20 protein-coding genes are annotated in these 22,096 nt (G+C 68.6%); 5 read left to right on the forward strand and 15 right to left on the reverse strand.

Annotated features, from left to right (window positions below):
- Positions 1-40 precede the first annotated feature (40 nt).
- Positions 41-1,081 carry a rod shape-determining protein gene (locus ACWPN7_RS13130; RefSeq protein ID WP_014240000.1) on the reverse strand — a complete coding sequence of 347 codons (1,041 nt, stop codon included), beginning with the start codon at positions 1,079-1,081 and terminating at the stop codon, positions 41-43.
- A 441-nt stretch (positions 1,082-1,522) separates the two neighbouring features.
- Positions 1,523-2,065: a TIGR00645 family protein gene (locus ACWPN7_RS13135; RefSeq protein WP_014239998.1), complete on the reverse strand. Its 543-nt coding sequence runs from the start codon at positions 2,063-2,065 to the stop codon at positions 1,523-1,525.
- A gap of 183 nt (positions 2,066-2,248) precedes the next feature.
- On the opposite strand from ACWPN7_RS13135, the gene phoU reads away from it, so the two are divergent.
- The gene (gene phoU / locus ACWPN7_RS13140) at positions 2,249-2,953 is read left to right on the forward strand and encodes a phosphate signaling complex protein PhoU (protein ID WP_014239997.1); all 705 of its coding nucleotides are present in this window, start codon (positions 2,249-2,251) and stop codon (positions 2,951-2,953) included.
- A gap of 184 nt (positions 2,954-3,137) precedes the next feature.
- Here phoU and ilvC read toward each other — a convergent pair whose 3' ends face one another.
- The 6 genes from ilvC to ACWPN7_RS13170 all read right to left on the reverse strand — a co-directional run bounded on the left by ilvC (position 3,138) and on the right by ACWPN7_RS13170 (position 9,764).
- The gene (ilvC, locus tag ACWPN7_RS13145) at positions 3,138-4,157 is read right to left on the reverse strand and encodes a ketol-acid reductoisomerase (RefSeq protein ID WP_014239996.1); all 1,020 of its coding nucleotides are present in this window, start codon (positions 4,155-4,157) and stop codon (positions 3,138-3,140) included.
- A gap of 175 nt (positions 4,158-4,332) precedes the next feature.
- Positions 4,333-4,839 carry an acetolactate synthase small subunit gene (ilvN, locus tag ACWPN7_RS13150; protein WP_014239995.1) on the reverse strand — a complete coding sequence of 169 codons (507 nt, stop codon included), beginning with the start codon at positions 4,837-4,839 and terminating at the stop codon, positions 4,333-4,335.
- Positions 4,840-4,889: 50 nt separating this feature from the next.
- Positions 4,890-6,653, reverse strand: a complete 1,764-nt coding sequence (locus ACWPN7_RS13155; RefSeq protein WP_014239994.1) for an acetolactate synthase 3 large subunit — start codon at positions 6,651-6,653, stop codon at positions 4,890-4,892.
- Positions 6,654-6,957: 304 nt separating this feature from the next.
- Positions 6,958-8,172 (reverse strand): aminotransferase-like domain-containing protein, encoded by a 1,215-nt coding sequence (locus tag ACWPN7_RS13160; protein ID WP_459197881.1) that lies wholly within the window; start codon positions 8,170-8,172, stop codon positions 6,958-6,960.
- 18 nt (positions 8,173-8,190) lie between these two features.
- Positions 8,191-9,183 (reverse strand): tRNA (adenosine(37)-N6)-dimethylallyltransferase MiaA, encoded by a 993-nt coding sequence (gene miaA / locus ACWPN7_RS13165; protein ID WP_459197882.1) that lies wholly within the window; start codon positions 9,181-9,183, stop codon positions 8,191-8,193.
- A gap of 92 nt (positions 9,184-9,275) precedes the next feature.
- Positions 9,276-9,764 (reverse strand): cupredoxin domain-containing protein, encoded by a 489-nt coding sequence (locus ACWPN7_RS13170; protein WP_459197883.1) that lies wholly within the window; start codon positions 9,762-9,764, stop codon positions 9,276-9,278.
- Positions 9,765-9,925: 161 nt separating this feature from the next.
- On the opposite strand from ACWPN7_RS13170, the gene serB reads away from it, so the two are divergent.
- Positions 9,926-10,837 carry a phosphoserine phosphatase SerB gene (serB, locus tag ACWPN7_RS13175; protein ID WP_459197884.1) on the forward strand — a complete coding sequence of 304 codons (912 nt, stop codon included), beginning with the start codon at positions 9,926-9,928 and terminating at the stop codon, positions 10,835-10,837.
- Between the two features lie 80 nt (positions 10,838-10,917).
- Here the strand turns inward: serB and ACWPN7_RS13180 are convergent, their stop codons facing one another.
- The 4 genes from ACWPN7_RS13180 to hflK form a co-directional block, all read right to left on the reverse strand.
- On the reverse strand, positions 10,918-12,447 hold the full coding sequence (locus ACWPN7_RS13180; RefSeq protein ID WP_038528601.1) for a DegQ family serine endoprotease: 1,530 nt from the start codon (positions 12,445-12,447) through the stop codon (positions 10,918-10,920).
- Positions 12,448-12,704: 257 nt separating this feature from the next.
- Positions 12,705-12,893 (reverse strand): DUF2065 domain-containing protein, encoded by a 189-nt coding sequence (locus ACWPN7_RS13185; protein WP_014239988.1) that lies wholly within the window; start codon positions 12,891-12,893, stop codon positions 12,705-12,707.
- Between the two features lie 122 nt (positions 12,894-13,015).
- The gene (gene hflC / locus ACWPN7_RS13190; protein WP_014239987.1) at positions 13,016-13,963 is read right to left on the reverse strand and encodes a protease modulator HflC; all 948 of its coding nucleotides are present in this window, start codon (positions 13,961-13,963) and stop codon (positions 13,016-13,018) included.
- Between the two features lie 11 nt (positions 13,964-13,974).
- Positions 13,975-15,141 carry an FtsH protease activity modulator HflK gene (hflK, locus tag ACWPN7_RS13195; protein ID WP_492273315.1) on the reverse strand — a complete coding sequence of 389 codons (1,167 nt, stop codon included), beginning with the start codon at positions 15,139-15,141 and terminating at the stop codon, positions 13,975-13,977.
- Positions 15,142-15,325: 184 nt separating this feature from the next.
- Between hflK and apbC the strand changes: the two genes are divergently transcribed.
- On the forward strand, positions 15,326-16,498 hold the full coding sequence (gene apbC, locus ACWPN7_RS13200) for an iron-sulfur cluster carrier protein ApbC (RefSeq protein ID WP_038528607.1): 1,173 nt from the start codon (positions 15,326-15,328) through the stop codon (positions 16,496-16,498).
- A gap of 198 nt (positions 16,499-16,696) precedes the next feature.
- A complete protein-coding gene (locus ACWPN7_RS13205) occupies positions 16,697-18,505 on the forward strand; it encodes a monovalent cation:proton antiporter-2 (CPA2) family protein (protein WP_492273316.1) in 1,809 nt (602 codons plus the stop codon).
- Between the two features lie 30 nt (positions 18,506-18,535).
- Here the strand turns inward: ACWPN7_RS13205 and ACWPN7_RS13210 are convergent, their stop codons facing one another.
- The 3 genes from ACWPN7_RS13210 to ACWPN7_RS13220 form a co-directional block, all read right to left on the reverse strand.
- Positions 18,536-19,333, reverse strand: coding sequence for an ABC transporter ATP-binding protein (locus ACWPN7_RS13210; protein WP_038528612.1), 798 nt, complete (start codon positions 19,331-19,333; stop codon positions 18,536-18,538).
- Complete coding sequence (locus ACWPN7_RS13215; protein WP_200777016.1) at positions 19,330-20,229, reverse strand: ABC transporter permease; 900 nt, start codon at positions 20,227-20,229, stop codon at positions 19,330-19,332. The genes ACWPN7_RS13210 and ACWPN7_RS13215 overlap by 4 nt, the downstream gene beginning before the upstream one ends.
- Before the next feature lie 147 nt (positions 20,230-20,376).
- The gene (locus tag ACWPN7_RS13220; RefSeq protein WP_103040753.1) at positions 20,377-21,345 is read right to left on the reverse strand and encodes an ABC transporter substrate-binding protein; all 969 of its coding nucleotides are present in this window, start codon (positions 21,343-21,345) and stop codon (positions 20,377-20,379) included.
- 345 nt (positions 21,346-21,690) lie between these two features.
- Here ACWPN7_RS13220 and ACWPN7_RS13225 point away from each other — a divergent pair, with 345 nt between their 5' ends.
- Positions 21,691-22,095, forward strand: coding sequence for a DUF983 domain-containing protein (locus ACWPN7_RS13225; protein WP_038528624.1), 405 nt, complete (start codon positions 21,691-21,693; stop codon positions 22,093-22,095).
- Position 22,096: the final 1 nt, after the last annotated feature.

Consider the following 22,096-nt stretch of genomic DNA (forward strand, 5'->3'; position numbering starts at 1 on the left):
GGACGAACCACCGGGGGAACCCAAGCGAGCAATACACCAATCAGTAGGCGCTGACCAAGACGTTTCGCAGCGTCTTCATCTCTTCCAGCGCCCGCCCGGTGCCCAGCGCGACGCAGGACAGCGGGTCGTCGGCAATCGACACCGGCAGGCCCGTGGCATGGCGCAGGACGAAGTCCAGGTTGCCCAGCAGGGCGCCGCCGCCGGTCAGCACGATGCCCTTGTCCACGATGTCCGCGGCCAGTTCCGGCGCCGTGTGCTCCAGCGCGACCTTCACCGCCTCGACGATGGCCGACACCGGCTCCGCCAGGGATTCGGCGATCTGCCGCTCGGAGATGATGAGTTCCTTGGGCACGCCGTTCATCAGGTCGCGGCCCTTGATCTCCAGGATGCGGCCCTCGCCGTCTTCCGGCGGGCAGGCCGAGCCGATTTCCTTCTTGATCCGCTCCGCCGAGCCTTCGCCGACCAGCAGGTTGTGGGTGCGGCGGATGTAGCCGATGATGGCCTCGTCCATCTTGTCGCCGCCCACGCGGACCGAGCGGGAATAGACGATGCCGCCCAGCGACAGAACGGCCACCTCGGTGGTGCCGCCGCCGATGTCCACGACCATGGAACCGGTCGGCTCCGTCACCGGAAGCCCGGCGCCGATCGCGGCGGCCATCGGCTCCTCGATCAGGAAGACGCGGCGGGCGCCGGCGGCCTCCGCCGATTCCTGGATCGCGCGGCGCTCGACGGCGGTGGAGCCCGACGGCACGCAGATGATGACCTGCGGGCTGGCGAAGCTGCGCCGGTTGTGCACCTTGCGGATGAAGTGCTTGATCATCTCCTCGGCGACTTCGAAGTCGGCGATGACGCCGTCGCGGAGGGGGCGGATGGCCTGGATGTTGCCGGGCGTGCGGCCCAGCATCATCTTCGCCTCGTCGCCGACGGCCAGCACCTGCTTCTTGCCGCGGACGTTGGCGATCGCCACGACCGAGGGTTCGTTCAGAACGATGCCGCGGCCCTTGACGTAGACCAGGGTGTTGGCCGTCCCCAAATCGATCGCCATGTCGGCGGAAAGCACGCCGAGGAGTTTGGAAAGCATGGACCCGACTAACTCTTCAATGCGGTTGAGACGGCCTTGCCGGCGATGTGCCCGCTCCGGTGCGGAGGGCCACGCCCGCCAACGGTTCCATAGACGAATGCCCCTTCGCGCTCAAGCGGAGAGTGCAACCGGCACGCCTTGCCGAGCCCTGTTGCCGGCGCCCGTGGGGCGGTCGCCGGCGCCGGTCCGGCGCTCTGGTCGATGGGAGGCGGTCCTTGAGGCAAGGCCGGTCCCGGCGGAATGTCCAGTCCCCGAAGTGCAGGCGGAACGCCGCCCTCCGGTGCCCGCCACACTGCCGCGTCAGGGTTAATTTTCCGTCAACAGGAGGCGGATACCTCCGGCGTCCGGCCAAACCGCCCCGCTCGCGGCGGGGGTATCCTTAGGCTGATTCCCAACCCGCCGCAACGGCTTTGTGTCGGGTTTGAAACCGCTCCGGCGGCCTCAATGATGGTCTGATTTCGCCGCGGCCGCAGCCTTGCCGTGCGCTCCGTGATGGCTCCCCTCCAGCCGGTCCATCAGGGCCAGCAACACGCCCGACACCACGAAGGTCATGTGGACGATGACCATCCACATCAGATTTTCCTTGCTGGTGTTGTCGATGTTCATGAAGCTCTTCAGCAGATGGATGCCGGAGATCGCCACGATGGAGGCGATCAGCTTCAGCTTCAGCCCGCCGAAGTCGACCTTGCCCATCCAGTCCGGACGGTCCTTGTGGTCGGCCACGTCGATCTTCGACACGAAGTTCTCGTATCCCGAAAAGATCACCATCAGCAGCAGGTTGCCGGCCAGCGACAGGTCGATCAGGGTCAGCACGGCCAGCAGCACGTCCTTCTCCTGCATCTCCAGCACATGCGGGACGATGTGGAAGATCTCCTGGGTGAACTTCGCCAGCAGGAGCACCAGCGACACGACGAGCCCCAGATAGAAGGGGGCGAGCAGCCAGCGGCTGGCGAAGATGATCTGTTCGAAACGGCGTTCGATCATGACGGTCGGCGTCCGTGCTTGGTCATAAGGGGTAGGAGGGCCGGACTCTTGCCATTTCGCACATGCGAAATCAACCGTTCCCATGCCGCACCCGCCGTGTAGCCCCGTGGCAAGAGCACTGGCCTGCGGGGCTGCGAAACGGTAACGTTCCCGGCCGTCCGCCGCACCGATAAGGCCAGTCCCATGAAGCACCCCGCCCCGCACATCGTCACCGCGTTCGAAGACGCCATGAAGCGGCTGAAGGCCAGCATCGTGCAGATGGCGGGCGCCGCGGAAACCCAGCTCGACGGCGCGCTGACCTGCCTGACCCAGCGCAACCCGGAGCAGGCCCGCGCCATCGTCGAGTCCGACGCGCGGCTCGACAGCTACGAGCACGAGATCGAGGCCAACTGCATGCGCATGCTGGTGCTTCGCCAGCCGGTGGCCGACGACCTGCGCGAGGTGATCGCCGCGCTGAAGATCGCCGGCAACCTGGAGCGCGTCGGCGACCACGCCGCCAACACCGCCCGCCGCGCCGTCGCCGTGGCGGAGTTTCCCGAGTCTCCGGCGATGAGCACCCTGCCCAACCTGGGCCGTCTGGTGCGCCAGCGCCTGACCACGGCGGTGGACGCCTATGTGGACGGCGACGTCGAACTGGCGCTGCGCGTCTGGCGCACCGACGACGAGGTGGACGCGCTCTACACCAGCCTGTGCGAGAGCATCAACCAGTCGGCGGCCCGCCTGCCGGAGATGTTCACCGCGCACATGCACCTGCTGTTCATCGCCAAGAGCCTGGAGCGCATCGGCGACCACGCGACCAACATCGCGGAGGTGGTGCATTTCGTGCACACTGGCCGGCCGCTGCTCGACGAGCGGCCGAAGGCGGACCGCTCGCGGGGGGATGTGTGAGGGAAAGCGAGCGTTTGCCCCCTCCCCCGGCCCTCCCCCGCTTTGCGGTGGAGGGAGGTATGTCCCCTCCCTCGCGCAGCGGGGGAGGGTTAGGGAGGGGGCCAAAGTTTCCCATTCCTGCACCCCAAAAAACGAAAAAGCGCGCCTCGCGGCGCGCTTTCCCGTTTCTTGATCCAGGAACCGATCAGTTCTTGGACTTGTCCACCAGACGGCGCTCGGCGATCCACGGCATCATGGCGCGCAGCTTCTCGCCGACCTGCTCGATCGAGTGCTCGGCGTTGCGGCGGCGGGTCGCCTTGAAGGACGGCTGGCCGGCCTTGCACTCCAGCATCCAGTCGCGGACGAAGCGGCCGGTCTGGATGTCCTCCAGGACGCGCTTCATCTCGGCCTTGGTCTCCGGGGTGATGATGCGCGGGCCGGTCTTGTAGTCGCCGTACTCGGCGGTGTTGGAGATCGAGTAGCGCATGTTGGCCATGCCGCCCTCATACATGAGGTCGACGATCAGCTTCACCTCGTGCAGGCACTCGAAATAGGCCATCTCCGGGGCGTAGCCGGCCTCGGTCAGCGTCTCGTAGCCGGCCTTGATCAGCTCGGTCAGGCCGCCGCAGAGCACGGCCTGCTCGCCGAACAGGTCGGTCTCGCACTCTTCCTTGAAGGTCGTCTCGATGATGCCGGCGCGGCCGCCGCCGATGGCCGAGGCGTAGGACAGGGCGATGTCCAGCCCGTTGCCCGAGGCGTTCTGGTGCACGGCCACGAGGCAGGGCACGCCGCCGCCGCGCTGGTATTCGCCGCGGACGGTGTGGCCGGGGCCCTTCGGCGCGATCATGAACACGTCGAGGTCGGCGCGCGGCTCGATCAGGTTGAAGTGCACGTTCAGGCCGTGCGCGAAGGCCAGGGCGGCGCCTTCCTTCAGGTTCTTGGCAAGGTCGTCGCGGTACAGGTCGGCCTGCAGTTCGTCCGGGGTGAGGATCATCACCACGTCGGCCCAGGCGGCGGCCTCGCCCGGAGCCATGACCGTGAAGCCGGCGGCCTCAGCCTTCTTGATGGTGGCCGAACCCGGGCGGAGGGCGATGCGCACGTCCTTCACACCGCTGTCACGCAGGTTGTTGGCGTGGGCGTGGCCCTGGCTGCCGTAGCCGACGATGACGACCTTCTTCCCCTTGATCAGGTTCACGTCGGCATCACGATCATAATAGACGCGCATGGTGGTCTTCCTTGGATTTTTCGATCTGGTGGTGCGAGTTTTGCGCAGCGGAATTACTCCACCGGCGAAAGGGCCGCGTCAAGCACAAGACTGTTCGGCAGACCTGCAAAAGGACGGCGGGCTGGGTCGCCTCCCTGTCATGGGTGGCGTCATAGCCCGCCGTTTCGGGCCGGGATCAGAACCCGGTGGCTCCCTTCGACATGGCGACAACGCCGGTCCGGCTGGCCTCGACGAGGCCGAGCTGGGCCATCAGCCCGACGAAGTCATCGACCTCCGCCGTCGTGCCGGTCAGTTCGAACACGAAGGAGGTCAGGGTGGCGTCCACGACCTTCGCCTTGAAGATGTCGGCCAGGCGCAGCGCCTCGATGCGACGCTCGCCGGTGCCGGCGACCTTGACCAGCGCCAGTTCGCGCTCCACCGACGGCCCCTCATCCGTCAGGTCGTGCACCTTGTGCACCGGCACGAGGCGGTCGAGCTGGGCCTTGATCTGCTCCACCACCATGCGGGTGCCGGAGGTGACCAGGGTGATGCGCGACAGGTGGTCGGCGTTGTTCACCTCCGCCACCGTCAGGCTTTCGATGTTGTAGCCGCGGCCCGAAAACAGGCCGATGACGCGGGCCAGCACGCCCGGCTCGTTGTCCACCAGCACGGCGATGGTGTGCTTCTCGATCTTCTCTTCCACGATCCGTACTCCGCCAGAGGGCCTTCAACCGTTCGTCTTGGTCGCCACGATCAGACCAGCACCATGCCGTCTTCCGGCGTGGCGTCGGACGGGCTGTCCTCCGGACCGAACAGGATTTCGTTGTGGGCCTTGCCGCCGGGGATCATCGGGAAGCAGTTCTCCTTCGGGTCCACGGCGATGTCGATGATGCAGGGGCGGTCGGTGACGGCCAGCATCTTCTCGATGACCTCGTCCACCTCGGCCACCGTGGTCGCGCGCAGGCCGACGCAGCCCCAGCTTTCCGCCAGCTTCACGAAGTCGGGCAGCGCCTCGGAGTAGCTGTTGGAGTAGCGGGAGCCGTGCAGCAGCTCCTGCCACTGGCGCACCATGCCCATGTACTTGTTGTTCAGGATGAAGATCTTGACCGGGGCGCGGTACTGCACCGCCGTGCCGATCTCCTGCATGTTCATCAGGAAGGACGCCTCGCCCGACACGTCCACGACAATGGCGTCGGGGTGGGCGAGCTGCGCGCCGATGGCCGCCGGCAGGCCGTAGCCCATGGTGCCCAGGCCGCCGGAGGTCATCCAGCGGTTCGGCTCGTCGAAGGGCAGGAACTGGGCGGCCCACATCTGGTGCTGGCCAACCTCGGTCGTCACGTAATGGTTCTTGCCGCGCAGAGCCTCGCGCAGCCGCTCCAGCGCGTACTGCGGCTTGATGACCGCCTCGGTGCGGTTGTAGTTCAGGCAGTTGCGGGCGCGCCAGCCCTCGACCTGCCCCCACCACTCCTTCAGCGCGGTCTGGTCGGCGCGCTTCTGGCGGGCCTTCCAGATGCGGATCATGTCCTCCAGAACGGCGCCGGCGTCACCGACGATGGGAATGTCCACCGCGACGTTCTTGTTGATCGAGCTGGGGTCGATGTCGACGTGGATCTTCTTCGAGCCCGGCGCGAACTCCGACAGCTTGCCGGTCACGCGGTCGTCGAAGCGGGCGCCGATGTTGATCATCACGTCGCAGTTGTACATGGCGAGGTTCGCCTCGTACGTGCCGTGCATGCCCAGCATGCCCAACCACTGCGGGTCCGACGCCGGGAAGGCGCCCAGCCCCATCAGGGTCGAGGTGATCGGGAAGCCGGTCATCTTCACGAACTGGGTCAGCAGCTTCGCCGCGATCGGGCCGGCGTTCACCACGCCGCCGCCGGTGTAGAAGATCGGGCGCTTGGCGGTGGCGATCAGCTCGATGGCCTCCTCCACGCGGGCGATCTCGGGCTTCACCTGCGGGCGGTAGGTCTTGTGCTTGACCTCGGTCGGCGGGATGTAGGTGCCGTCGGCGAACTGCACGTCCTTCGGGATGTCGACCAGCACCGGGCCGGGACGGCCGCTGCGCGCCACGTAGAAGGCCTCGTGCATGGTGCGGGCCAGCTGGTTGACGTCCTTCACCAGATAATTGTGCTTGGTGCAGGGGCGCGTGATGCCGGTGGTGTCAGCCTCCTGGAAGGCGTCGTTGCCGATCAGATGGGTCGGCACCTGCCCCGACAGGCAGACCAGCGGAATGCTGTCGCACAGCGCGTCGAGCAGGCCCGTCACGGCGTTGGTGGCGCCGGGGCCGGAGGTCACCAGCACGCAGCCCACCTTGCCGGTGGAGCGGGCGTAGCCTTCCGCGGCGTGCACGGCGGCCTGCTCATGCCGGACCAGGATGTGCTTGATGTCGTTCTGCTGGAAGATGGCGTCGTAGATCGGAAGTACCGCGCCGCCCGGATAACCGAAGATGATGTCTACGCCCTGATCCTTCAGGGCCTTGATGACGATCTGCGCGCCGGTCAGCTTCTGTTCGGGCATAGCTCACGACCTTCCAATGGGGGCCCCTCTTTTCACGGGCGGCCCTGTTCCTTCTCAAACCCCGGCGATGGCCTGCTGGGAAAACAAGGGGTTATCCCCAAAGGCGAAGGCCGGGACCGGCAAACTAGACAATCCGCCGGTCACCGGTCAACCCATTTTGCGAATGATCGAAAAGATTTTTTGCCGCAGTTTTTCCAAATATTTCGCAAGCTGGAAAGACCGCCCTCCCCGCAAAGCCGTTCTCACACGCGAACGGCCTGCCCCGCGGGTGCGAGGCAGGCCGTTGCGCGAGGACCGGCGGAGGTTACGCCGCGACGGTTTGAAGCAGGCCGCAGAGGCGGCGGATGCCTTCGCGGATGCGCTCCGGGTTGTTGTTGGAGAAGCTGAGGCGCAGCGTGTTCTTGCCCGAGCGGTCGGCGTGGAAGGCCGAGCCGGGGACGAAGGCGACGTTGGCGTCCTTGATGGCGCGGGCCAGCAGGTCCACCCCGTCGGTGCCCTCCGGCAGCTCGATCCAGACGAACATGCCGCCTTCCGGCTTGGTCCAGGTCACCCCGGCCGGGGCAAACTCGTCCAGCGCGGTCAGCATGGCGTCGCGGCGCTCCTTGTAGCCGGCGCGCAGGCGGCGGATGTGGCTGTCGAAGTTCTGCGACACCACGTCGTGCAGCACGATCTGGTTGATGGTGCTGGTGTGCAGGTCGCCGGCCTGCTTCATCAGGACCAGCCGGTTGATGACCTCGGCCGGGCCGTTGATCCAGCCCACGCGCAGCGCCGGCACCATCGTCTTGGAGAAGGAGCCGCAGAAGAGCACGTTGGTGATCTTGCCACCGTTGCGGGCGGCGTCCAGCGCGACCATGGACGGGATCGGCTCGCCCTCATAGCGCAGCTCGGTGTAGGCGGCGTCCTCGACGATCGGCACGCCGTGCTTGGCGCAGAGGTCGAGCAGCGCCTCGCGGCGGGCCAGCGAGATCGTCGTGCCGTTGGGGTTCTGGAAGTCGGGGACGAGGTAAAAGAACTTCGGCTTCTGCTCCAGCGCCGCCTCCACCGCGGCGAGGTCCGGCCCCTCGGCGTCGCCGGGAACGGAAAGATACTGCGGCTCGTAGGGCGAGAAGGCCTGGAGCGCGCCGAGATAGGTCGGGCGGGTCACCAGGATCTTCTCGCCCGGCCCGATCAGCAGCTTGCCGACGAACTCCAGCGCCTGCTGCGACCCGCTGGTCACCAGCACCTCGTCCAGCCCGGCCTGGATGCCACGGCGGCTCAGATAGGCGCAGATCCACTCGCGCAGCGGCGTGAAGCCCTCGCTGATGGTGTATTGAAGCGCGCCGCCGGCCCCGCTGTTGGACTGGAAGATCTTCTCATAGGCGCGGGCGATGGCCGCGGTCGGGAAGAAATCGGGGTCCGGGATGCCCCCGGCGAAGGAGATGATTTCCGGCCGTTCGAGCAGCTTCAACAGCTCCCGGATTTCCGAAGCTCCCATACCGGCGACGCGACCGGCAAACACGTTTCCCCAATCGACCGTCACTTTCAATCCTCCTGAGGGTCAACGACGCAACGTCGTTTCAAGATAGGTCAGTATTGCTTCACTAAGTGGTCTTGTGTAGAGCGAATTGATCGTATGGCAGCCATGCAGCGCGGAGGCTGGAGGCCGCGCCGCGAGCTGGTGGCGGAACCATGTGACCTGCCGCTTCGCGTAGCGGCGCGTCGATTGCTGAGCCAGCGCAATGGCTTCGTCGAGGGTCAGCGCGCCGCGCAGATGGTCGCGCAGTTCCGGCACACCCAGCGCCTTCATCGCCGGCAGGTCGGGATCGAGGCCGAGCGCGTCGAGCCGCCGCACCTCCTCCAGCGCCCCCTGCCCCATCATCACCCGGAAGCGGCGGTCGCAGTTGGCGTAGAGCGCGTCGCGCGGCGGATCGATCACCAGCACGGAGAAGGCCAGCCCCTCCGGCGCGCCCTCGGCGCGCTGGGTCTGCCAGTGGGACAACGGATGGCCGGTGGCCTCCAGCACTTCCCAGGCGCGGGTCAGGCGGGTGGTGTCGCCGGGGTTCAGCTTGGCCGAGGCCGGGTCACGGCCCACCAGCTCCGCGCGGAACGCCTCGCCCCCCAGCTCCTGGAGCCGGGCGTGGGCGGCCTTGCGGACCTCGTCGGGGACGGCGGGGACGGCGCTCAAGCCCTCCATCAGCGTGCGCAGGTAGAGGCCGGTGCCACCGACGACGATGGGCAGCCGCCCGGCGGCGTGAGCGGCGGCGATCTCGGCCAGCGCCATGTCGCGCCAGCGCGCGGCGGACCCGCGCTCCGCCGCCGGCAGCACGCCGTAGAGCCGGTGCGGGGCCAGAGCCAGATCCTCCGCCCCCGGACGGGCGGTCAGCACGTCCAAGTCGGCGTAAAGCTGCATGCTGTCGGCGTTGATGACCGTGCCGTTGCGCGCCAGGGCAATGTCGAGCGCCATGCCCGACTTGCCCGAGGCCGTCGGACCGCCGATCACCACCACATGCCGGTGCTGCACATCCCGGTTCCGCGGGCTGTCCTCTGCCATGTCGCCTTGCCTGACGTTCCTCCGGCTACAGCGTATGGCAGGGGAAGGCTCGGCTTGGCAAGGGCGACCGGTGCGGCGACCGATGCGGGGCCTCAGCGAACCGTGATCGTCCCGGTCATGCCGAAACTGCTGTGCAGCGGTTCATGGCAGGCCAGGTCGTAGGTTCCGGCCTCGACCGGAACGAACTCCACCACGTCGGTCTGGCCGGCGGGGATCTCCAGATTCACCAGGGCCGGCGTCTCGACGGCGCCTTGCGCGGTGGTGACCCGCCGCACCGCGATGGCCTTGAAGAAGCCTTCGGAAGTGAAGGTGTGCGCGACGGTCCCGCGGTTCTCCAGCGTCAGGCGGTACGGAGTTCCCCGCTCGAAGGCCAAACGGTCGGGCTGGAACTGGAACTCGTCCAACCGCACGGTCACAGGGCGGGCCTGCGCCCAATCCACCGCCGAGACGCGCGCCGCCACGTCGCCGACATAGCCGGGCGGCGGGCGCTGCGCCAGATCGGTCCCGGCGCCGCATCCGGCCAACAGCAGGGTGAAAGCGAGAATGGACGGGGTAAGAAGGGTGGCAGGCCGCTGGATCATGGACGAACCCTCCCGCGATTTGAGCGGAAACGCGGCGGGAGGCTTCCGGGTCCCCGGCGCGGAATGTCTACGACGCTTGGCGGAGTGGGTTGGCGCAAACTCCCGGCTGTGCTAGGCAGCGCGCGCGCCCTTCCCCACGGCTCTTCCAGGATCGCCCCACCATGAGCGCTGTCGTTACGCTGATCGCCGCCGCCTCCGCCGTTCTCGACGAGCAGGCCGTGCAGGCCGCCCGCGCGTCCCTGACCGCGCTGGGGGCCGACACCGCCAAGCCGGACTGGCTGGCGCCGGACCGCGCCTGCGACATCGCCGAGGATGGGCTGGTGCCCGAGCAGGCCGAAGCCGCCGTCCGCCACGCGCTGACCAATCTCGTGCCGGGCGGGCTGGCCGTGGACGTCATCGCCCAGAAGCCGGGCAACCGGAAGAAGCGCCTGCTGGTCGCCGATATGGAATCGACGATCATCGAGCAGGAGATGTTGGACGAGCTGGGCGATTACGTCGGGCTGAAGGACCACATCGCCGCGATCACCGCCCGCGCCATGAACGGCGAGATCGACTTCAAGGGCGCGGTGCGCGAGCGGGTCGCCCTGCTCAAGGGCCTGAACGAGAGCGTCGTCGACGAGGTGTGGCAGCGCGCCACCCTGATGCCGGGCGCCAAGACTTTGGTTTCCACCATGCGCGCCAACGGGGCAACCTGCGTCCTGGTCTCCGGCGGCTTCCGCTGCTTCACGGAGCGGGTGCGCCAGTGGGTCGGCTTCGACGACGACCGCGGCAACGTGCTGGAGGTGGTGGACGGCGTCATGACCGGTGCGGTGGTCGAGCCGATCCTCGACAAGGACAGCAAGCTGGAGGCCCTGCTCGCCTACGCCGGGGAGCGCCACGTCCCGACCATCGAGACGATGGCCGTCGGCGACGGCGCCAACGACCTGCCGATGCTGCTGGCCGCCGGGCTGGGCGTCGCCTTCCACGCCAAACCGACGGTGGCCGCCCAGGCCCGCGCCCGCGTGGACCATGGCGACCTCACCGCCCTGCTGTTCGCCCAGGGCTACCGGATCGGGGAGTTCGTGGAGGGCTGACCGCCCACCAACGCACCTCACAAAGCGAAAGGGCACCGGCGGTCTCCCGCCGGTGCCCTTTTCGTTTGGGAGCCCCCGGATCAGCCCTGGCTGAGCGGGATGGCGACGAAGCGCAGGTCGCCGTGACGGTCCACCAGCAGCAGGATGGACTTCTTGCCCTGCTCCTTGGCCTTCTGGATCTTGGACGTCACGTCCTCCGGCTTGCGGACCTCCTCCTGGCCGACCTCGATGATGACGTCGCCGGCGCGGATGCCCTTTTCCGACGCGGTCGAGTTGCCGGCCACCTCGGTCACCACGACGCCCTTCAGCTCGGGCTTGATCTCGAACTGCTGGCGCAGCTCGGGCGTGATGTTGGTCAGCTTCAGGCCCAGCGTCTCGGTCGGCTTCTGGGCCGGGGCCTGCTGCGGCTGGCGGCGCTGCTCCTCCGGATTGGCGGCGAGAAGACCCGATTCCTCGGCGGCCTCAAGCTCGCCCACCTTCACTTGGAGCTGCTGCGACTTGCCCTTGCGCCACACCTCGATCGGGACGGCCTTGTCGATCGGCGTTTCGGCGACGACGCGCGGCAGGCGGCGCATCTCGTTGATTTCCTTGCCGTCGAACTTGGTCACCACGTCGCCCGCCTGGATGCCGGCCTTGGCCGCCGGGCCGTTCGGGGTGATCGAGGCGACCAGCGCGCCCTTGTGGCCCTGCAGGCCCAGGCTCTCGGCGATCTCCGGGGTCACGCCCTGGATGCGCACGCCCAGCCAGCCGCGGCGGGTCTTGCCGTACTCGCGGAGCTGCGCGACCACCTGCTTGGCGAGGTTGGACGGGATGGCGAAGCCGATGCCGACCGAGCCGCCCGACGGCGAGAAGATCGCCGTGTTGATGCCGATGACCTCGCCATTCAGGTTGAACATCGGGCCGCCGGAGTTGCCGCGGTTGATCGAGGCGTCGGTCTGCAGGAAGTCGTCGTAGGGGCCGGCGTTGATGTCGCGCTGGCGCGCCGAGATGATGCCGGCGGTGACCGAGCCGCCCAGGCCGAACGGGTTGCCGATGGCCAGCACCCAGTCGCCCACGCGCATGGCATCCGAATCGCCGAAGGGCACGGCGACCAGCGGGTGGCTGGTGTTGATCTTCAGCAGGGCGACGTCGGTCTTCGGGTCCTTGCCGATCAGCTCCGCCTTGATGTTGGTGTCGTCCTGCAGGATGACGGTGATCTCGTCGGCGTCCTGGATGACGTGGTTGTTGGTAACCACGTAGCCGTTCTTGGCGTCGATGATGAAGCCGGAGCCGAGCGAGGTCGACTTGCGCGGCTGCTGCGGCTGGTCCTGCTGCTGACGGTCGAAGAAGTCGCGGAAGAACTCCTCGAACGGCGAGCCCGGCGGGAACTGCGGCATCTCGGGACGGGCGCCCTGCTGGCGCTGCGGCACCGCCTGGCTGGTGGAGATGTTGACCACGGCGGGCAGCAGCTTTTCCGACAGGTCGGCGAAGCTGGTCGGCGCCGGGCGCGACTGGGCCATGGCGGGGGTGCCGACGGCGGCGGACAGCCCCAACAGGAGAGCGGCGATCAGCGGCACGACGCGCAGCCGGCGGCCGGATTCGGCGCGGTGGATGGGGTGGTTCGGGTTCAACTCAGCTCTCCCTGCCGGACATCCGGCACCTTCTTGTTCCAATCGGCCATCTGTTCCAATCGGCCCGCGGTTTCATGCGACTCGCGGTCCGAGGGGGCGCTTCACCGATCCGTGTGCCGGATGTAATCCCCGCGCCTCACCGCTTCAAGCAAAGGCGCACGGGTCCCATCCGCCACGGAGGACGCGCGAGTATAGAAGTCGGAGTATGGCCGGAAAATGGCGGCGCGGTCCAGCGACGCGCGCGCGGCAAAAGGGTGTCAGGCGCCGCGCAGAAGCCAGACGAATCCGACGCCGGCCATCGCCGTCACCAGCCCGACGGTGCGCAGCCGGTTCTCCGGCATCGTCAGCGCTTCGACGATCAGACGCCGCATCGCGGACGGGAACAGCGCGTAGAGCACGCCCTCGATCACCAGGACCAGGGCCAGCGCGGTGAGAAAATCCGTCATCGGTCGGGCGGCATTTCGGAAAAGGAAGTCTGGGCGGGAAGACAAAATCGGGGTGGGAGAACGGGAGCCCCCACCCCACCCCCTCCCCCGGGACGGGGGGAGGGGGAGACGAGCGCGACGTCTTACTGCTGCTGGGCGGTCGCCGGGGCCGGGGCCCGCTGCGGCACGGCACCGCTGCCCGAGGCCGGCGCCGGCTGGCCGTTGCCGCCACCGGTGATGTCGCCGAAGTAGCGGAAGAACTCGCCGGTCGGGGACAGCACCATGGTGGTGTCGTCCTTGTTCAGCGACTTCCGGTAGGCTTCGAGCGTCCGGTAGAAGCTGTAGAACTGCGGGTCCTGCGACGTCGCCTCGGCGATCATCTTCAGCGCCTGGTTGTCGCCTTCACCGCGCAGGATCTGCGAATCGCGCTGCGCTTCGGCCAGGATGACGGTGCGCTCGCGGTCCGCGCGGGAGCGGATCTGCTGCGACTGCTCCTGACCCTGGGCGCGGGCCTCGGCGGCTTCGCGCTCACGCTCCGACCGCATGCGGGCGAAGATCGACTGGCTGGTCTCCTCCGGCAGGTCGGCGCGGCGGATGCGGACATCGACGATCTCGATGCCGAAGCGCTTCGCCTCGTCGTTCACCTGCCCGCGGATGTCGTTCATCACGCGCGGACGCTCGTCCGACAGGATGGCGAGCAGCGTCACGCTGCCGAGAACGCGGCGGAGCGCCGAGTTCACGATGGCGTTCATCCGCGTCTCGGCCACCGCCTCGTTGCCGGCGGTCTGGTAGAAGCGCAGCGGGTCCAGGATGCGGTAGCGCGCGAAGGCGTCCACGTCCAGGCGCTTCTGGTCGGCCAGAATGACCTGCTCCACCGGCGGGTCGAGGTCGAGCACGCGGCGGTCGAGGATGCGGACTTCCTGGATGAAGGGAACCTTGGCCTTCAGGCCGGGTTCGCGGATGACGCGCATCGGCTCGCCGAACTGGAGGACGAGCGCCTGCTGCGCCTCGTTCACCGTGAACAGCGAGGCCGAGGCGAGCACGCCCGCGGCGAGGATGCCGATGCCGGCGACCAACAATGTGCGGTTCATGGCATCCCTCCTCAACGGGCCGGCTGCTGGCCGGCGGGCCGCGCCGGAGCAGGCTGAAGCTGGTTGAGCGGCAGATAGGGAACCACGCCCTGGGCACCCTGCGCGTTGCCGTCGATGATGACCTTGTTGGCGCCGCTCAGGATCTCTTCCATGGTCTCCAGATACATGCGCTTGGCGGTCACGTCCTTGGCGGTCGAGTAGGCGTCGAACACCTTGCGGAAGCGGTCGGCGTCACCCTGGGCCAGGTTCACGACCTGCTCGCGGTAGGCAGAGGCTTCCTGGATCAGCCGTTCCGCGTCGCCTCGGGCGCGCGGGATCACGTCGTTCCGGTAGGCCTCGGCCTCGTTGCGGGCGCGTTCGCGGTCGGCGCGGGCGCGCTGCACGTCGTTGAAGGCGTCGATGACGGGCGACGGCGGGTCGGCCTTCTGCAGCTGCACCTGCGTCACCTCGATGCCGCCCTCATAGTCGTCCAGCATGGCCTGGAGGAGCTGGCGGGTGGAGGTTTCGATCTGCTGGCGGGCCTCGGTCAAGGCCGGCTGCAGGTCGGTGCGGCCGATGACCTCGCGCATCGCGCTTTCCGCCGCCTTCTTCACGGTGGCCTCGGGGTCGCGGATCTTGAACAGATACTCGCCCGCGTCCTTGATGACCCAGAAGACGGTGAAGTCGATGTCGATGATGTTCTCGTCGCCGGTCAGCATCAGCAACTCGTCGGGAACGTCACGGTCGCCGCGACGCCCGTCGCCGGCCGAGCGGTAGCCGACCTCGATGCGGTTGACGCGCGTCACCTTGGGCATCAGCACCGTTTCGATGGGCGACGGCAGGTGGTAGCGCAGACCAGGCTGCTCGGTGCGCACCCACTGGCCGAAGCGCAGCACGACGCCCTGCTCGTCCGCCTCGACGCGGTAGATGCCGCTGGCCAGCCAGACCACGGCCAGCAGGCCGACGACGAGCGCGATGCCCCGGCCGCTGCCGACGCCGCCCGGCATCACCCGCTTCAGGCGGTCCTGGCCGCGGCGCAGCAGATCCTCCAGGTCCGGCGGCTGCGGCCCTCCGCCGCCGCCACCACCGCCGCCTCCACCGCCACCCGGCGGACGGCCCCACGGATTCTGACCGCCACCACCCGGCGGAGGACCCCAGGGGCCGCCACCGCCGCCCCCTCCCTGATTGCTCCACGGCATTCCGTTCGTTCCCCTTCGCGCTCTCTCAATTCTTGGGACGGAAATTCCGAAAAACAAATCGTTTCCGGACCGTCCGATCCCTTTACCATTATTGTCCGCCGGCCCTATAGTGCCCATCCCATTCGGGGAAGGATTTCACCGACGGATATCCGCCAATATCGGGAAGGAAGCGGAGTTTTCAACCATGGCGCAGGTCAGCGAAGCTCAAGTCCTTGAAGCTCTGAGGACGGTTGTCGATCCGGAACGGGGCAAGGACGTCGTCAGCCTCGGCATGTTGTCCGGACTTGTCGTGCGTGACGGGCACGTCGCCTTTTCGATCGAAGTGGACCCCAAGCGCGGCGCCCAGGCCGAGCCGGTGCGCCACGCCGCCGAGAAAGCGGTGGAGGCCCTGCCGGGCGTTCTGTCGGTCACCGCGGTCCTGACGGCGCACCGCCCCGCCGGTCAGGGTGCCGCCCCGCAGCAGGGCCACGGGCACGATCACGGGCACTCCCATGGCGGGCATGGCCACTCCCATGCCGGCCACTCCCACGGCCAGCCGGCGGAGCAGAAGCCGCTGGTGCCGGGCGTGAAGGCCATCGTCGCCGTCGCGTCGGGCAAGGGCGGCGTCGGCAAGTCCACCACGGCCAGCAACCTCGCGCTCGCCATGGCGGCGAACGGGTTGAAGGTCGGGCTTCTGGACGCCGACATCTACGGCCCGTCCATGCCGCGCATGCTGGGCATCTCCGGCCGGCCGACCAGCCGCGACGGCAAGATCCTGGAGCCGATGGAAAACTACGGCATCAAGGTGATGTCGATGGGCTTCCTGGTGGCCGAGGACACGCCGATGATCTGGCGCGGCCCGATGGTGATGAGCGCGCTCCAGCAGATGCTGCGCGACGTGAACTGGGGCACGCTCGACGTTCTGGTGGTGGACATGCCGCCGGGCACCGGCGACGCCCAGCTCACCATGGCGCAGCAGGTGCCGCTGGCTGGGGCGATCATCGTCTCGACCCCGCAGGACATCGCTCTGCTCGACGCCCGCAAGGGGCTGAACATGTTCCGCCGCGTGGACGTGCCCGTCCTCGGCATCATCGAGAACATGAGCTACTTCTGCTGCCCGAACTGCGGCCACCGCACGGACATCTTCAGCCACGGCGGCGCCCGCAAGGAGGCGTCGGACCTGGGCATGGAGTTCCTCGGCGAGGTCCCGCTGCACCTCGACATCCGTGAGACCTCCGACCAGGGCCAGCCCATTGTGGTGTCCCAGCCCGAGTCGGAACACGCGAAGGTGTACCGCGGGATTGCCAAGCGCCTGTGGGAGAAGATCGCCGGCGAACAGGGTCCGGCGCGGGCGGCGCCGCGGATCGTGGTGTCGTAAGGGGACGTGCTTGCCCCCACCCTCCCCACTTCGTGGGTCCCCTCCCTCCCCCGCTCTCGGCGGACCGAAGGTCCGCCTGCCGCGTCAGCGCAAACCTTTGGTTTGCGCGAGAGCTGACGCAGGGGAGGGCCTAAGTTCCCTCCCCTGCGTTAGCGGGGGAGGGTTAGGGTGGGGGAAAGCCTTTAGGGGGTGGGGCCGATGCCGGATTTCGTGACGTTGGTGGTGCTGCTGGCCGCCGTGGTTCTCGCGGTGCCGGTGGCCAAGCGGATCGGCTTCGGCGGGCCGCTCGGCTATCTCGCGGCGGGGTTGGCCATCGGGCCGGGCGGGCTCGGGCTGGTGACGGACGTCGAGGCCATCCGGCACGTCTCGGAACTCGGCGTCATCATGCTGCTGTTCCTGATCGGGCTGGAACTGCGCCCCGCCCGCCTCTGGGTGATGCGACGATCGGTCCTGGGGCTCGGCGGTGCCCAGGTCGCGGTGACCTCCGTCGTGATCGCCGCCGCCACCATTTTCCTGCTGGGATTCACCCCCGCCGCCGCGGCGGTGACCGGATTCGGCCTCTCCCTGTCCTCCACCGCCATGGTGCTGCCCATGCTGGCGGAACGGGAGTTGCTGACCACCAACGCCGGACGCAGCGCCTTCTCGATCCTGCTGTTCCAGGACCTCGCCATCATCCCGGCGGTGGCGCTGCTGCCCCTGCTCGGCCATGGCGCCGGGGAGGTGCCGGACGCGGGAACCGCGTGGCTGGCCGTGCTGAAGGCCGGCGGAGCGATCGCGGTGATCCTGGCCGGCGGGCGCTACCTGCTGCGCCCGGTGCTGCGCATCGTGGACGGCGCCCGGACGCCGGAGATCTTCACCGCCACCGCCCTGCTGATCGTGCTGGGGACCGCCATGTTCGCCGCCTGGGCGGGGCTGTCCATGTCGCTCGGCGCCTTCATGGCCGGGGTGCTGCTGTCCGATTCGGAGTACCGGCACGAGGTGCAGGCCGACATCGCGCCGTTCGAGGGGCTGCTGCTCGGCCTGTTCTTCGTGTCGGTGGGCATGGGGGCCGACGTGGCGGCGCTGATGGCCGAGCCGGTGCGCTACCTGTCGCTGGCGCTTGGGCTGATGGCGTTGAAGGCGGCGACGCTGTTCGGGCTGGCCCGCCTGTCCGGCCTGCGTCCGGGCGGCTCGACGCGGCTGTCCACCGTGCTGAGCCAGGGCGGCGAGTTCGGCTTCGTGCTGTTCGGGCTGGCCGTCGGCGTCGGGGCGATGACCGGGGGGCAGGCGGCGACGGCCATGCTGGTGGTCACGCTGTCGATGATCGCCACCCCCTTCGTCTTCGCGGCGGAGGAGCGCTGGCTGGCGCCGCGGCTGATCGTGAAGCCCGTCCGCCCCTACGACACCATCGCACCGGACGGGGAGCCGCCGGTGCTGATCTGCGGCTTCGGCCGGGTCGGGCAGATCGTCGGGCGCGTGCTGCGGATGCGCGGCATCCCCTTCACGGCGCTGGAGCAGAGCGCCGAGCAGGTCGACGTCGTGCGGCGCTTCGGCAACAAGGTTTATTACGGCGACCCGTCGCGGCTCGACCTGCTGCGCGCCGCCGGAGCGGACAAGGCCAAGGTGCTGGTGGTGGCTCTGGAGGACATGGAGCAGTCGCTGCGCGTGGTCGAGCTGGCGACGCGCCATTTCCCCCACCTCGTCATCCACGCCCGCGCCCGCAACCGCCGCCACGCCCATTTCCTGATGGACCGCGGGGTCACGCATTTCGTGCGCGAGACCTACGATTCCAGCCTGCGGCTGACCGGCGGCGTGCTGGAATCGCTGGGCCTGCCGCCGGAGGAAACCCGGCACACGCTGGACACCTTCCGCGAGCACGACGAGCGCACGCTGATCCGCCAGCACGCCGTGCACCACGACGAGAACCGCCTGATCCAGACCTCCCGTCAGGCCGCCGCCGAGCTTCAGGCCCTGTTCGAGGCCGACCGCGAGGAACCGGATGGGGAGCGCGACCGCAAGACCGTCTGACGCCCCTCCCCCGCCTCAGCCGATCAGACCTCACCCGATCAGCAGGCTGTCGTCAGTGATGTCCTCGCCGCCGCGCTGCTTGGCGAACAGGGCCAGCAGATGCGGCACGTCCAGCCCGGCGCGCTGCTCCCCCGACACGTCGAGCACGATCCGGCCCTCGTGCAGCATCACCGTGCGGTCGCCGTAGTCCAGCGCCTGCCGCATGGAGTGGGTGACCATCAGCGTGGTCAGCCGGTTCTCCTCGACGATGCGGCGGGTCAGGCCGAGCACGAACTCCGCCGTTCCGGGGTCGAGCGCCGCCGTGTGCTCGTCGAGCAGCAGGATCTTCGACCCGGCGAGCGTCGCCATCAGCAGGCTGACCGCCTGCCGCTGCCCGCCGGACAGCAGGCCCATGCGGTCGTGCAGCCGGTTTTCCAGCCCCAGCCCCAGTTCCGCGATGCGCTCGCGGAAATGCCGGCGGCGGTCGCCGCGCAGGGCGAAGCCCAGGCCGCGGCGGCGCCCGCGGGCGGCGGCCAGCGCCATGTTCTCCTCGATGGTCAGCGCGGTGCAGCTTCCGACCATCGGGTCCTGGAAGACGCGGGCGACCAGCGAGGCGCGCTTCGGCGTCGCCCAGCGGGTGACGTCGACCCCGTCGATGGCGATGCGGCCCTCCTCGGCGATCACGTCGCCGGCCAGCGCACCCAGGAAGGTCGACTTGCCGGCGCCGTTGGAGCCGATGACGGTGACGAACTGCCCTTCCGGGATCGTCAGGTCGACGCCGCGCAGGGCGTGCTTTTCCAGCGGGGTGCCGCGCCCGAAGGTGACATGGATGCCGTTGACCGTGATCATCGGGCGGCCTCCCTCTTCTTCGACGCGGCTTTCAGCCGCATCCGCGGCAGGATCAGCGCCACCGCAACCAGGACGGCGGTGACGAGGTTGAGGTCGGAGGCCTGGAGCCCGATGGCGTCCGCCGACAGGGCAAGCTGGACCGCCAGACGGTAGAGGATGGAGCCGACGACGCAGCCGACCAGCGCCCACAGCATCGCGCGGGCCGGCAGCACCGTCTCGCCGACGATCACCGCGGCCAGACCGACCACGATGGTGCCGATGCCGGTGGTCACGTCGGCGAAGCCGTTGGTCTGGGCGAACAGCGCCCCGGCCAGGGCGCACAGCCCGTTCGACAGGGCCATGCCGGCGTAGATGTGGAAGTCCGTCTGCACCCCCTGGGCGCGGGCCATCCGGGCGTTGACGCCGGTCGCCCGCATGGCGAGGCCGAATTCGCTGTTCAGGAAGCGGGACAGCAGCAGGACGATCACGACCACCACGACCAGGACGACGAGCGGCCTCACCACATGGTCGGGCAGCCCCAGCCCGTAAAAGGGCGTCAGCACCGTGTCCTGCATCAGCAGCGCCACGTTCGGGCGGCCCATCACGCGCAGGTTCACCGAGAACAGCGCGATCATGGTCAGGATGCTGGCCAGCAGGTGCAGGATCTTGAAGCGGACGTTCAGCGTCGCCGTGACCAGCCCGGCCATCGACCCGGCCAGCGCCGCGACGAGGCTGGCGATCCACGGGTTGACCCCGGCGACCAGCAGCGTGGCGCAGACCGCCGCCCCCAGCGGGAAGCTGCCGTCCACCGTCAGGTCCGGGAAATCGAGCACCCGGAAGGACAGGTACACGCCGAGGGCGACCAGCGCGTACACCAGCCCGATCTCGACGGCCCCGAAGAAGGCGATTTCACTCATGTGTGTATCCGGCTTCGCCGGCTTTGCCCCCACCCCAACCCTCCCCCGCTGCGCGGGAGAGGGAGAATCAGTCCCCTCCCTCGCCGAAGGCGGGGGAGGGCTAGGGAGGGGGCAGAGCCAGCGGAACTTGGTCCTTGCAGATTAAACTTACTGCCCGACCACCTTGGTCGCGCGCTGGGTCACCGCCTCGGGGATGGTCACGCCCATCGCCGCCGCGGATTTGGGGTTCACGAACAGGTCGGTGCCCTTGGCGAAGGTTACCGGAACGTCGCCCGGCTTCTCGCCCTTGAGGATGCGGACCACGGCCTCGCCGGTCTGGCGGCCGACCTGCCGATAGTCGAAGCCGATGGAGGCCACCGTGCCGCGCGCCACGCTGTCGGTGTCGGCGGAGAAGACCGGCAGCTTGGCCTGCTGGCCCACCGCGACGACGCTCTCCAGCGCTGAGACGACCGTGTTGTCCAGCGGCACGTAGATCGCGTCGGCCTTGCCGACGAGGCTGCGGGCGGCGGGCTGGGCATCGGCGGACTTGGTGGCGGTCGCCTCGACCACGGTCAGCCCTGCCTTCTGCGCCTCGTCCTTCAGCGCCTTGACCAGCGAGACCGAGTTCGGCTCGCCGGCGTTGTAGAGGACGCCCAGACGCTTCACGGACGGCACGATCTCACGGATCAGCGCGACATGCTCGGCCACCGGGGCCATGTCCGACACGCCGGTGACGTTGGCGCCGGGCTTGTCCAGGCTGCGGACGAGTTGCGCGCCGACCGGGTCGGTCACCGCGGTGAAGACCACCGGAATGTCGCGGGTCGAGGCGACGACGGCCTGGGCGGAGGGGGTGGAGATCGGAACGATCACGTCCGGACGGGCGCCGGCGAACTGGCGCGCGATCTGCGCGGCGGTCGCGGGGTTGCCCTGGGCGCTCTGATACTCGACCTTCAGGGTGTCACCCGGCGTGTAGCCCGCGGCCTTCAGCGCCTCGATCACGCCGTCGCGCGTGGCGTCCAGCGCCGGATGTTCAACGATGGCGGTGATCGCGACGGTCTTGGTCTGGGCGAAGGCGGCGGCGCTCGTCAGCGCGACAGCCGCCGTGGCGGCGGCGAGAAACAGGCGGGTGATCGTCATGGCTCCAGGCTCCCGGAGGGGGTTTGTGCATCCCGTAGACGCCCAGGGGCCGGTCCGTCAACTGCCGGAGCAGGAATCCGATGAGCGAAGACCCGCGCGACGCCCGACTCCAAGCCCGAACTCAATGCCCTCGAATCCGCCATCGCCGACATCGAGGCGGAGGCCTGCGCCGCCGCGCACGCGCTGTGCGCCCATGAGCTTCAGATGCGGCTGGAGAACATCGCCCGCCGCGTGGAGGCCCTGCGCACGGCGCAACCCTGGGGTGCGGGCGACGGAACGGCGTGACGATCGGTCGCTCCCTCCCCATATGAGGCCCTTCGGGGAGCGGATCGCAGGGGTACGGTCATGACGGCGGAAGACAGGGCGGTGGAAGACGGCACTCAGGACGGCGCGCGGTCGAAGACGACGGCGGCGCTGCGCGGGCTGATGGGGCAATGCCCGGCCTGCGGACGCGGGCGCCTGCTGCGGAACTATCTGAAGCCGGTCGACCACTGCGCCCATTGCGGCGAGGCGTTCGGCCATCTGCGCGCCGACGACGCCCCGCCCTGGATGACCATCCTGATCGTCGGCCACATCATCATTCCGGCGGTCCTGTCGGTCGAGCAGAGCTACGAGCCGGCCACCTGGGTGCATCTCACCATCTGGCCGCTGCTGACCCTGTTGCTGACCGGCCTGCTGCTGCCGCGTTGCAAGGGCGTGGTGCTGGGCCTGCTGTGGAGCACCGGCGCGCCGGGGTCGGAGCGCGCCTGAG

This window comes from Azospirillum sp. UENF 312511 (genome assembly GCF_058780635.1).

What these genes read in the sequence shown, in the direction of transcription:
- ACWPN7_RS13130 (WP_014240000.1), bottom strand. Translation starts at nt 1,081, where the DNA reads ATGCTTTCCAAACTCCTCGGCGTGCTTTCCGCCGACATGGCGATCGAT.
- ACWPN7_RS13135 (WP_014239998.1), bottom strand. Translation starts at nt 2,065, where the DNA reads ATGATCGAACGCCGTTTCGAACAGATCATCTTCGCCAGCCGCTGGCTG.
- phoU (WP_014239997.1), top strand. Translation starts at nt 2,249, where the DNA reads ATGAAGCACCCCGCCCCGCACATCGTCACCGCGTTCGAAGACGCCATG.
- ilvC (WP_014239996.1), bottom strand. Translation starts at nt 4,157, where the DNA reads ATGCGCGTCTATTATGATCGTGATGCCGACGTGAACCTGATCAAGGGG.
- ACWPN7_RS13155 (WP_014239994.1), bottom strand. Translation starts at nt 6,653, where the DNA reads ATGCCCGAACAGAAGCTGACCGGCGCGCAGATCGTCATCAAGGCCCTG.
- miaA (WP_459197882.1), bottom strand. Translation starts at nt 9,183, where the DNA reads ATGGCAGAGGACAGCCCGCGGAACCGGGATGTGCAGCACCGGCATGTG.
- ACWPN7_RS13170 (WP_459197883.1), bottom strand. Translation starts at nt 9,764, where the DNA reads ATGATCCAGCGGCCTGCCACCCTTCTTACCCCGTCCATTCTCGCTTTC.
- serB (WP_459197884.1), top strand. Translation starts at nt 9,926, where the DNA reads ATGAGCGCTGTCGTTACGCTGATCGCCGCCGCCTCCGCCGTTCTCGAC.
- ACWPN7_RS13185 (WP_014239988.1), bottom strand. Translation starts at nt 12,893, where the DNA reads ATGACGGATTTTCTCACCGCGCTGGCCCTGGTCCTGGTGATCGAGGGC.
- hflC (WP_014239987.1), bottom strand. Translation starts at nt 13,963, where the DNA reads ATGAACCGCACATTGTTGGTCGCCGGCATCGGCATCCTCGCCGCGGGC.
- hflK (WP_492273315.1), bottom strand. Translation starts at nt 15,141, where the DNA reads ATGCCGTGGAGCAATCAGGGAGGGGGCGGCGGTGGCGGCCCCTGGGGT.
- apbC (WP_038528607.1), top strand. Translation starts at nt 15,326, where the DNA reads ATGGCGCAGGTCAGCGAAGCTCAAGTCCTTGAAGCTCTGAGGACGGTT.
- ACWPN7_RS13205 (WP_492273316.1), top strand. Translation starts at nt 16,697, where the DNA reads ATGCCGGATTTCGTGACGTTGGTGGTGCTGCTGGCCGCCGTGGTTCTC.
- ACWPN7_RS13210 (WP_038528612.1), bottom strand. Translation starts at nt 19,333, where the DNA reads ATGATCACGGTCAACGGCATCCATGTCACCTTCGGGCGCGGCACCCCG.
- ACWPN7_RS13215 (WP_200777016.1), bottom strand. Translation starts at nt 20,229, where the DNA reads ATGAGTGAAATCGCCTTCTTCGGGGCCGTCGAGATCGGGCTGGTGTAC.
- ACWPN7_RS13220 (WP_103040753.1), bottom strand. Translation starts at nt 21,345, where the DNA reads ATGACGATCACCCGCCTGTTTCTCGCCGCCGCCACGGCGGCTGTCGCG.
- ACWPN7_RS13225 (WP_038528624.1), top strand. Translation starts at nt 21,691, where the DNA reads ATGACGGCGGAAGACAGGGCGGTGGAAGACGGCACTCAGGACGGCGCG.